This is a genomic window from Pseudomonas sp. Pseusp3 (assembly GCF_047304225.1).
Taxonomy (GTDB): domain Bacteria; phylum Pseudomonadota; class Gammaproteobacteria; order Pseudomonadales; family Pseudomonadaceae; genus Aquipseudomonas; species Aquipseudomonas fluorescens_CD.
In genome coordinates this window covers 19,014-28,438 of the sequence record NZ_JBGLYV010000075.1, presented here as the reverse complement: position 1 = coordinate 28,438, position 9,425 = coordinate 19,014, and the positions used below count along the sequence as shown (strand labels likewise).

At 61.6% G+C, this 9,425-nt stretch carries 10 protein-coding genes; 5 read left to right on the top strand and 5 right to left on the bottom strand.

The window, feature by feature from the left end; genetic code table 11:
• Positions 1–136 precede the first annotated feature (136 nt).
• On the top strand, positions 137–1,024 hold the full coding sequence (gene yghX / locus ACCD00_RS22235) for a YghX family hydrolase (RefSeq protein WP_413427562.1): 888 nt from the start codon (positions 137–139) through the stop codon (positions 1,022–1,024).
• A 127-nt stretch (positions 1,025–1,151) separates the two neighbouring features.
• Here the strand turns inward: yghX and ACCD00_RS22230 are convergent, their stop codons facing one another.
• Positions 1,152–1,805, bottom strand: coding sequence for a peroxiredoxin (locus ACCD00_RS22230; RefSeq protein WP_413427561.1), 654 nt, complete (start codon positions 1,803–1,805; stop codon positions 1,152–1,154).
• A 123-nt stretch (positions 1,806–1,928) separates the two neighbouring features.
• Complete coding sequence (locus ACCD00_RS22225; RefSeq protein WP_413427560.1) at positions 1,929–2,873, bottom strand: aldo/keto reductase; 945 nt, start codon at positions 2,871–2,873, stop codon at positions 1,929–1,931.
• Between the two features lie 129 nt (positions 2,874–3,002).
• Between ACCD00_RS22225 and ACCD00_RS22220 the strand changes: the two genes are divergently transcribed.
• On the top strand, positions 3,003–3,791 hold the full coding sequence (locus ACCD00_RS22220) for an alpha/beta hydrolase (protein WP_413427559.1): 789 nt from the start codon (positions 3,003–3,005) through the stop codon (positions 3,789–3,791).
• A 79-nt stretch (positions 3,792–3,870) separates the two neighbouring features.
• Here the strand turns inward: ACCD00_RS22220 and ACCD00_RS22215 are convergent, their stop codons facing one another.
• Together ACCD00_RS22215 and ACCD00_RS22210 are read right to left on the bottom strand one after the other, a co-directional pair.
• Positions 3,871–5,145 carry a glucarate dehydratase family protein gene (locus ACCD00_RS22215; RefSeq protein WP_413427558.1) on the bottom strand — a complete coding sequence of 425 codons (1,275 nt, stop codon included), beginning with the start codon at positions 5,143–5,145 and terminating at the stop codon, positions 3,871–3,873.
• The gene (locus ACCD00_RS22210; protein ID WP_413427557.1) at positions 5,142–6,542 is read right to left on the bottom strand and encodes an MFS transporter; all 1,401 of its coding nucleotides are present in this window, start codon (positions 6,540–6,542) and stop codon (positions 5,142–5,144) included. The genes ACCD00_RS22215 and ACCD00_RS22210 overlap by 4 nt, the downstream gene beginning before the upstream one ends.
• Before the next feature lie 120 nt (positions 6,543–6,662).
• Between ACCD00_RS22210 and ACCD00_RS22205 the strand changes: the two genes are divergently transcribed.
• From ACCD00_RS22205 to ACCD00_RS22195, 3 genes are all read left to right on the top strand, one after another.
• Positions 6,663–7,565 carry a LysR substrate-binding domain-containing protein gene (locus tag ACCD00_RS22205; protein ID WP_413427556.1) on the top strand — a complete coding sequence of 301 codons (903 nt, stop codon included), beginning with the start codon at positions 6,663–6,665 and terminating at the stop codon, positions 7,563–7,565.
• A 174-nt stretch (positions 7,566–7,739) separates the two neighbouring features.
• Positions 7,740–8,369, top strand: coding sequence for a hypothetical protein (locus tag ACCD00_RS22200; RefSeq protein WP_413427555.1), 630 nt, complete (start codon positions 7,740–7,742; stop codon positions 8,367–8,369).
• A 19-nt stretch (positions 8,370–8,388) separates the two neighbouring features.
• Positions 8,389–9,054, top strand: coding sequence for a helix-turn-helix transcriptional regulator (locus ACCD00_RS22195; RefSeq protein ID WP_413427554.1), 666 nt, complete (start codon positions 8,389–8,391; stop codon positions 9,052–9,054).
• Here ACCD00_RS22195 and ACCD00_RS22190 read toward each other — a convergent pair.
• On the bottom strand, positions 9,051–9,410 hold the full coding sequence (locus tag ACCD00_RS22190) for a hypothetical protein (protein WP_413427553.1): 360 nt from the start codon (positions 9,408–9,410) through the stop codon (positions 9,051–9,053). The two genes, ACCD00_RS22195 and ACCD00_RS22190, sit on opposite strands and share 4 nt — an antisense overlap.
• Positions 9,411–9,425 lie beyond the last annotated feature (15 nt).

Genomic DNA, 9,425 nt, shown 5'->3' with positions numbered 1-9,425 from the left:
CGGGGGTTGCGCTCCCCTCCTCCTGTCGCTCTAGCACAGGACCACCCCCTCCGCCGCCCCCCCGCCCCCCCCCCCCCCCCCCCCCCCCCCCCCCCACAAGGGGGCTGTGTTAAACCAGCCGAGAGGAGTTGCAGCAATGCCCCGTCTAACTGCGAAAGACTTTGCCCCCGAACTGCTGGAACTCTACGACTACTACGCCCACGGCAAGATCGACCGTCGGGAGTTTCTTGATCGAGCGGCGCTATTTGCCTTTGCAGGCATGACCGCCGGCGCCCTGCTCGCCGCGCTGAGCCCCAACTATGCGCTGGCCGAACAGATCTCGTTCACCGATCCGGAGATTGTTGCCGAGTACATCACCTACCCGTCGCCCAAGGGCCACGGCCAGGTTCGCGGTTATCTGGTGCGTCCGGCCAAGGCCACCGGCAAAGTGCCGGCAGTGGTGGTGGTGCACGAAAACCGCGGGCTCAACCCGTACATTGAAGATGTCGCCCGGCGGCTGGCCAAGGCCGGTTTCATCGCCCTTGCACCAGACGGCCTGAGTTCGGTCGGCGGTTATCCGGGCAATGACGAAAAGGGCCGAGAACTTCAGGCCACGGTCGACCCGGAAAAGCTGATGAACGACTTTTTCGCGGCCGTCGAATGGATGATGAAACACCCTGCCGCCAGCGGAAAAGTCGGCATCACCGGATTCTGCTACGGCGGTGGCGTGACCAACGCCGCTGCCGTGGCCTATCCGGAATTGGGTGCCGCAGTGTCGTTTTATGGTCGCCAGCCAGCGGCCGAGGACGTGCCCCGCATCAAGGCTCCGCTGATGCTGCACTACGGCGAACTGGATACGCGGATCAACGAAGGCTGGCCGGCCTTTGAGAAAGCGTTGAAGGCTGGGGGCAAGACCTATGAGGCGTACATTTACCCGGGCTGCAATCACGGTTTCCACAACGACTCCACACCGCGCTTCGACGAAGCGGCGGCGAAACTGGCGTGGGAACGAACGTTGGGGTGGTTTAAAAAGTATCTGGTTTGACCAGAATTTGAGGGTAGCAGGGCCGGCCTCTTCGCGAGCAAGCCCGCTCCCACATTGGCTCTGTGTACGACGCAGATCCAGTGTGGGAGCGGGCTTGCTCGCGAAGGCGATCTTGAGACCTGCGCAGTTACTTCGGCTGAGCCACGGTCCGCAGATACGGCTTCAGGGTCTTGAAGCCATCCGGGTACTTCTTCTTCGCATCTTCGTCAGACACCGAAGTCGGGATGATCACGTCTTCACCCGGCCGCCAGTTCACTGGCGTGGCGACGGTGTGTTTGGCATTCAGTTGCAGGGAATCGAGCAGGCGCAGCACTTCATCGAAATTGCGCCCGGCGCTCATCGGGTAGATCAGCATGGCCTTGACCTTCTTGTCCGGGCCGACGATGAACACCGAACGCACCGTGGCGTTATCCACCGCCGTGCGCGCGCCGCCGCTGGCATTGGGGTGGATCATGTCGTAGAGCTTGGCGACCACCAGGTTTTCGTCGCCGATCAGTGGATAGTTGACCGCGTTGCCCTGGGTCTCGGCGATGTCACCGACCCAACGGTGGTGATCACTGACCGGGTCGACGCTGAGGCCGACGACCTTGGTGTTGCGCTTGTCGAATTCCGGCTTGAGTTTGGCCAGGTACCCCAGTTCGGTGGTGCACACCGGGGTGAAATCCTTGGGGTGGGAAAACAGGATGGCCCACCCGTCGCCGATCCATTGGTGAAAGTTGAGGGTGCCTTCGGTGGTTTCGGCGGTGAAATCCGGTGCTTCATCGCCAATGCGGATAGCCATGTTCGATCTCCTTGCAGTGATGGACAGGGACGCCGTCAGGGCAACGAATACGCTTTCAACGGCATGGTCGCGAGACAGTATAGGAGAGGTTCCGGGACTCGCCGGGCTCCGTTGGCAGAGTCGCTACCCCACCAGTGCAATCAGTTGCTGACGCTGGGCATCGGTCAGCATCGGGCCGAAACCGGCCCGGGCATTTTCCGCCATGTAGCGCGGGTTGCCGGTGCCCGGAATCACGCACGTCACCGCCGAATGCGACAGCAGGAACTTCAGCGCCAGTTGCGGCCAGCTCTTGACCCCGACTTGCGCCGCCCAGCCTGGCAGCGGCTTGTCCTTCAGCCTGGCCAGCAAGTCGCCACCGCCGAACGGCCGATTGCAGATCACCGCCACGCCAAGCTCACGGCACAACGGCAGCAGGCGCTTCTCGGCACCGCGATCATCCAGGGCGTAGTTGATCTGTAAAAAATCCACTGGCTCGGCCCTGAGTACCGCCTCCACTTCTTCATAGGCCGACGCCGTGTAATGGGTGATGCCGATGTAGCGAATGCGCCCTTCTTCCTTCCAGTGGCGCAGGGTCGGCAGGTGAATCTGCCAGTCCAGCAGGTTGTGGATCTGCATCAGGTCAATCCGGTCGGTCTGCAACAGGGCAAAGGATTGTTCCATCTGCGCGATGCCTTCTTCGCGCCCCCGGGTCCACACCTTGGTGGCCAGGAACGCCGGCGAGCGCGGCTCATGGATCGACAGCAGTTCGCCGACCGTCTGTTCGGCGCGACCGTACATCGGCGAACTGTCGATCAGCTTGCCACCCTTGTCGAACAACGCGTCCAGCACCGCGGGCAAGTCTTTGTAAGCCGGTTGCGAAGGCTCCACATCGAATCCGCGATAAGTGCCCAATCCTACGATCGGCAAGGACTCTTTGCTGGAAGGAATGGCACGGGTCTGCATGGTCTCGCCTCCTGTTCCCGTCGACGGCACGGGTTGAGATCCCGCCGGACCGAACGTGAAGACCGCCGAAGCACCGGCAGCCAGCGTGAGTATTTCTCTACGGGTGTAACCCACAGGATGGCTCATAAAACGCTTCTCACCAGTCGCCCGGATCAGACATGTTGCACCGACAACCCGGATAACCCGCGCCAAGGGTCGATTGACTACACTCAGAAAGCCTTGCGGCGCCAGCCACTTTCGAACCCCGAGCAGTCAATGCCGCCCACTAACGTTAGCCGAATGTCGCGCACCCTGGTGTTACTCGTCGTCATCGTCGCTGCGCTGTACCTGGCGCTATGCGTGGCGCTGTTCGTGTTTCAGCGGGCGCTGATTTATTACCCGCAGCCGCGCGCCGTTGGCACAGCCGCTACCCTGCTCACACTGCCGATCGCCGACGCACGGGTGCTGGTCACCATTCGGCCTCACGAGGGCCCCGACGCGCTGATTTATTTCGGCGGCAATGCCGAAGACGTCTCGCGCAACCTGCCCGGGTTCACGCAAGCGTTCCCTGACCATGCGCTGTACCTGCTGCATTACCGTGGCTATGGCGGGAGTTCCGGCTCGCCTTCGGAAGAGGCTATCGCCCGTGATGCCCTCGCCTTGTTCGACCAGGTGCATGCCACCCATCCGCATGTGGCGGTGGTCGGACGCAGCCTGGGTTCCGGGGTCGCCGTGCGCCTGGCCAGCCACCGCCCGGTGGCACGGCTGGTGCTGATCACGCCCTACAACAGCCTCGAAGAGCTCGCCACCCGTCAGTTCCGCTGGTTTCCGGTGCGCTGGCTGTTGAAGGACAAATACCAGTCCTGGCAGTACGCCGCCCGCATTACGGTGCCGACGGTAGTGATAGCCGCCGAGCATGACGAGGTGATTCCGCGCTCGAGTACCGAGCGTTTGTATACGCACTTCGCCAAAGGTGTCGCGTCGCTGCAGGTGATACCGGGTACGGGGCATAACTCGATCAGCGAAAGCCCTGAGTACCTCAAGGCGCTGGGGGATGGGTTGTAGCAGGCAGGAGGTCTGGGTTGGAAAAAAGGTCCAGGCAAGCGCGACCACGCTTTCCCGGACCAAAGGACACTACACGCAATCAAAAACGCGGTTTGACCGCCGTCCATTCCGGTTTGTATCGCTGCATCTGCTTCACGTCGTCTCGTTGGCGAATGCCGCACGTCAGGTATTGGTCATGCAGCTTGCCCAACTGGTCGTGGTCCAGCTCCAGACCCAGGCCCGGGGCGCGGGTGATTTTCACGCAACCTTCGACAATCGGCAGCTTGCCACCCTTGATCACCTCTTCGTCCGGCTCTTGCCAGGGGTAATGGGTGTCGCATGCGTAATCCAGGTTCGGCACCGCAGCGGCGACATGCGCCATAGCCATCAGGCTGATGCCCAAATGCGAATTCGAATGCATCGACACTCCAAGACCAAAGGTTTCGCACATTTTCGCCAACGCCTGGGTGTCACGCAGCCCACCCCAATAATGGTGGTCGGCGAGGACAATCTGTACGCTGTTCTGCGCCACGCTGCGGCGCAACTCGTCGAAATCCGTGACCACCATGTTGGTCGCCAGGGGCAAGCCGGTGCGCTTGTGCAGTTCGGCCATGCCCTCCAGGCCCGGCGTCGGGTCTTCGTAATACTGCAGGTCGTCACCGAGCAATTCGGCCATGCGGATCGAGGTTTCCAGCGACCAGTTGCCGTTCGGATCGATGCGCAGCGGGTAACCGGGGAAGGCCTTTTTCAGCGCCTTGATGCACGACACCTCGTGTTCCGGCGCCAGCGTGCCGGCCTTGAGCTTGATGCTCTTGAAGCCATAGGCCTCGATCATGCGCCGCGCCTGGGCAACGATCTGCTCTTCGTTCAGGGCCTCGCCCCAGTTGTCGGGCTTGTAGGGTGAATCGACGTGTTGCGCGTACTTGAAGAACAGATAGGCGCTGAACGGGATCTCCTCGCGGATGGCCCCGCCCAGCAAGTCCACCAGGGGCACATTCAACGAGTGTGCCTGCAAATCCAGGAATGCCACTTCGAACGCCGAATAGGCATTGCTGACCGCTTTGCTGGCATGAGAGCCCGGCGCCAATTCGGCACCGGCGATGCTCGCCGGTTTATTCGCCGCCACCGTGGCCTGGACGATGGCGCGCAACTGATTCAGGTTGAACGGGTCAAGGCCGATCAGTTGGGTTTGCAGTTGTTGCTGGATCGCCAGCGCCGGAGCGTCGCCATAACTTTCACCCAGGCCGATGTAGCCATTGTCGCTCTCGATCTCGATGATCGAACGCAGCGCGAAGGGTTCGTGGATGCCGCTGGCGTTGAGCAAAGGCGGATCACGAAAGGCGATGGGCGTGACGGTGACTCGTTTGATTTTCAAGAGGCGGCTCCCGTTGGATCAGATTTCAGGGCTTGATGACTGATTGGCTTTTTTGCGGTTGCGCCTTCGGCTGGTTCGCCGGTCAGCGCACGGAGGGCATCGCCACGCGGGGCGGTGCGAGCGAAGAAGATCACGATGGCGGCCACCAGCGAGGTGGCGGCCAGGCCGTACAGGCCGCCTTCGATGGACCCGGTGGTCTGCTCCAGAAAACCGAAGGCGGTCGGAGCTACGAAGCCGCCGAGGTTACCAATGGAGTTGATCAGGGCGATCACCGCCGCGGCGATGCGTGCATCCAGATAGCCTTGCGGAATCGGCCAGAACAACGCCGAGGCCGCCTTGAAGCCGATCGCGGCAAAGCAGATGGCAACGAAAGCGAAGACCGGACCGCCGGTGGTGGTGGACATGAACATACCGAACGAGGCGATCACCAGAGTCACCGCGACCCAGGCCTGCTGGAATTTCCATTTGCTGGCCAAGGCGGCGAAGCCGTACATCGCGACGATGGAGATGATCCATGGAATCGAGTTGAACAGGCCGACCTGGAAGTCACCGAGGTTGCCCATCTTCTTGATCATGCTCGGCAGCCAGAACGTGGCGCCGTAGATGGTCAGGGCGATGGAAAAGTAGATGAAGCAGAACAGCGCGATCTGTTTGTCGGCCAGCAACTTGAACATCGATGGCTTGACCGTCCGGGTGGCGTCACGAGCCTGCTGTTCCAGGTCGATGGCCGCGCTCAGTGCGGCTTTTTCCTCATCGCTCAGCCACTTCGCTTCCCGTGGATGGGATTGCAGCCAGAACCAGACGAAACCGCACAGCACGATCGAGGCGAAGCCTTCAATCAGAAACATCCACTGCCAGCCGTGCAGGCTCAAACCATCGATGTGCAGCAGCGCGCCGGACACCGGTCCGGAAATCACCGAAGCGATGGCCGAGCCGCTGAGGAAAATGGCCATGGCCTTGCCGCGCTCGGACGACGGCAGCCATTGGGTGAAGTAGTAAATGATGCCGGGAAAGAAGCCCGCTTCGGCAGCTCCGAGGATGAAACGCAGTACATAAAAACTGCTTTCACCCCGCACAAAGGCCATCGCCATGGCGGCAGCGCCCCAGGTGAACATGATGCGCGTCAGCCAGGCGCGGGCGCCGTAGCGTTGCAGCAGCATGTTGGATGGCACTTCGAAAATCGCGTAGCCAACGAAGAACAGCCCGGCACCCAGGCCATAGGCGGCAGCGCCTATGCCCAGGTCGGTTTCCATGTGGCTGCGCACGAAGCCGATATTGACCCGGTCGATGTAGTTGACGATGAACATGATCACGAACAGCGGCAGGACGTGGCGCTTGACCTTGGCGGCAGCGCGGGCGAGCACATTCGGGTCGGGTGGACTCTGCAGGGTTTTCAAGGGGCGACTCCCGATCATTGTTTTTCTAGGGATGATTTTTCAGGCCTGGCCCGATGATGGACGCGCACATTGATCCCGTCTAATCTAACTTGGCATTCGATTGATACCTGGATTAGATCAATGTTCGAACTGACTCAACTGCGCTGCTTCACCACCGTGGCCACGGAACTGAATTTTCGCCGCGCCGCCGAACGGCTGAACATGACCCAGCCGCCCCTCAGCCGGCAGATTCAATTGCTGGAACACCACCTGGGCGTCGAGTTGTTCACCCGCAGCACCCGCAGCGTTGCGCTCACCGCCGCCGGCCGGGCTTTCTTCATCGAAGCCCAGAACCTGCTGGAGCGCGCCCAGCAAGCGGCAGTGACAGCCCGCCGATTCGCCGAGGGCGACATCGGTTCGGTCAACATCAGCTTCGTCGGCAGCGCGGTTTACGAGTTCCTGCCCAAGGTCATTGCCGAGGCGCGACTCAAACAGCCCCACGTCAAAATCGACCTGTCGGAGATGAACACCTACCAGCAACACGAAGCCCTGCGCGCCCGCCGCATCGATCTCGGCATCGCCCGTGCGCCGTTGCTGGAACCGGGCTACTCCACCGAATGCCTGGTGCGCGAGCCGTTCGTGCTTGCGGTGCCCAGCACGCACCGCCTGGCCCGTGCCGCAACGGTATCGGTCCAGGACCTCGACGGGCAGCCGTTCCTGATGTACTCCCACGCCGCCTACCCGCCGTTCAACGAACTGCTGACCGGCATGCTGCGCTCGGCCCGCGTCGCCCCGGATTATGTGCAATGGCTGGGGTCGTCCCTGACCATCCTGGCGCTGGTCAACGCCGCCATGGGCCTGGCCCTGGTGCCGCGTTGCGCGACCAGTGTGGTGTTCAAGAACGTGGTGTTTCGCGATATCGATCTGGGCGAAGGCGTACAGAGTGAGTTGCACCTGATCTGGCGCGAGAACAACGACAACCCGGCGTTTGCGATGTTGCTGGAGGGTATTCGGCGCGCAGTGCAGGAAGGATGGGGGGGATAGGCCGGATTTAAATGGTCATCATCCGCCTGCTCCCCCTGAGAGAGCCCATCAACTGCACCGCTGCCAGCGACCGACCATGACCGTTAATCCGAGAATTTGTCAGCATCCAATAAAAACATATTTTTATGCCTATATTGATATTGTCGAATGTTCCCACTCTCAGAGGGTGCCGTCATGAATATCAAAACCCTGGCTTTGCTCCTGCTGGCTTTGTGTGCGCAACCGGTCTGGAGCCAGACGCCCACCGCCTCACCCGCCGCTGCCGACAGCCCCGCGCTGACCACGCGCCTGGCCCTGCGCGACCTTTGGGTCGAACACGTTTTCTGGATCAGAAACTACGCGATGGCCAATCAATCCGCCGACAAGAAGCAAGCCAAGGTCGCGGCGGATCAGGTCGTCGACAACGCGACCAAAATCGCCAACAGCATCGCCCCGCTCTACGGCCAACCGGCGGCGGATCAATTGCTCAAGCTGCTTGCCGGCCATTGGGGTGCGGTGAAACACTACAGCGATGCCACGGTGGCCAAAGATTCCAAGGGCAAGCAGGCCGCCGTCACCGAACTGACCAGCAATGCCAAGGCGATTGCGGTTTTCCTGGCCACCGCCAACCCCAATCTGCCTGAAGCCACACTGGTCAACATGTTGTCGGCCCATGGCGGTCACCACGTTGCCCAGATCGATGAGTTTGCCGCGCACGATTACGCCGGCGAGGCCCGTACCTGGGCGATGATGCGTACGCACATTCTGGCCTTGGCCGACGCGTTGACTGGCGCGCTGGTCAAGCAATTCCCGGACAAGTTCTGATATCGCGCGAGGGCACCCCATGCTGGAAGGACTGGGCCGAACACAGCAAGACCTGCTCAATGCGCTGCTGCACCATGCGGGCGGCATGAGCATTGACGATCTGGCTGAACATCTGGCCGTCACGCGCACGGCGATCCGCCAACACCTGGCGGCGCTGGAGCGTGACGGTCTGGTACTGCGCGGCGACACCCGTCCGACGGGCCGTCGCCCGGAGCAGTTGTATCGGCTCACCGACCACGCGCGGGAGCAGTTCCCTCGCCACTATCAGCTACTGGCCAGCGTATTGATCGATGAAGTGGCGGGCATCATCGGGCCTGATGCCCTGGCCACGCTGATGCGCAACATGGGCCGCAAGCTGGCTCTGGAGCGTGAACAACAGGTCGTGGATGAAGCCAGGATCGTGCAGCACATGAACCAGGCGGGCTACGAAGCCGAAGTGTTTTTTCGCTCGGCCGGCACCCCGGAAATCGTCGCGCATAACTGCGTCTTCCACCGCCTGGCCGCTGCCCATCCGGTGGTCTGCGAACTGGACCTGGCCTTGATCGGTGCGTTGGGCGGCGGTGAAGTCGAGCACAGCGAATGCATGGTGCGTGGCGGGCACGTCTGTCGCTTCAGGTTGCGACCGAGCGAAACCCCGGACGTCGCGACAGAAGCTGCTTCAGTCAATACCGATCAGCCAGCCTAGCGCTGGCGTGACAGCCGTTGCTGCCAGTTTCCGGCGTTATCCCGCTGGCAGGCTTCTTCCGAGTCGAACAACACATGGGCTGCCACCGGACCAACCTGAACGTGTGCCTCACCCAAGGCCATGGCGGTGAATTCGACCATGCGTTCGCCCTGCCCCTTGCCCAGCGCCTGCTCCCTGTTGGCCTGCGTATCGAAGACCCAAACCACCTTGAGGCTGGCCGGATACCGGGCGTAGTCGACGACATGGGTCAGCCACTGAAACCCGACAATTTCCGCTTTGGCCGTCTCGCACGCTTCGGTCAGGGTGGCGGCCAGACGGCGTTCGATATGCGCCTGATCGCGTTTGCTCAAACCCATGGATTGATCCTTGTA

Coding starts and splice junctions, on each gene's coding strand:
- yghX (WP_413427562.1), top strand. CDS start 137: ATGCCCCGTCTAACTGCGAAAGACTTTGCCCCCGAACTGCTGGAACTC.
- ACCD00_RS22230 (WP_413427561.1), bottom strand. CDS start 1,805: ATGGCTATCCGCATTGGCGATGAAGCACCGGATTTCACCGCCGAAACC.
- ACCD00_RS22225 (WP_413427560.1), bottom strand. CDS start 2,873: ATGAGCCATCCTGTGGGTTACACCCGTAGAGAAATACTCACGCTGGCT.
- ACCD00_RS22220 (WP_413427559.1), top strand. CDS start 3,003: ATGCCGCCCACTAACGTTAGCCGAATGTCGCGCACCCTGGTGTTACTC.
- ACCD00_RS22205 (WP_413427556.1), top strand. CDS start 6,663: ATGTTCGAACTGACTCAACTGCGCTGCTTCACCACCGTGGCCACGGAA.
- ACCD00_RS22200 (WP_413427555.1), top strand. CDS start 7,740: ATGAATATCAAAACCCTGGCTTTGCTCCTGCTGGCTTTGTGTGCGCAA.
- ACCD00_RS22195 (WP_413427554.1), top strand. CDS start 8,389: ATGCTGGAAGGACTGGGCCGAACACAGCAAGACCTGCTCAATGCGCTG.
- ACCD00_RS22190 (WP_413427553.1), bottom strand. CDS start 9,410: ATGGGTTTGAGCAAACGCGATCAGGCGCATATCGAACGCCGTCTGGCC.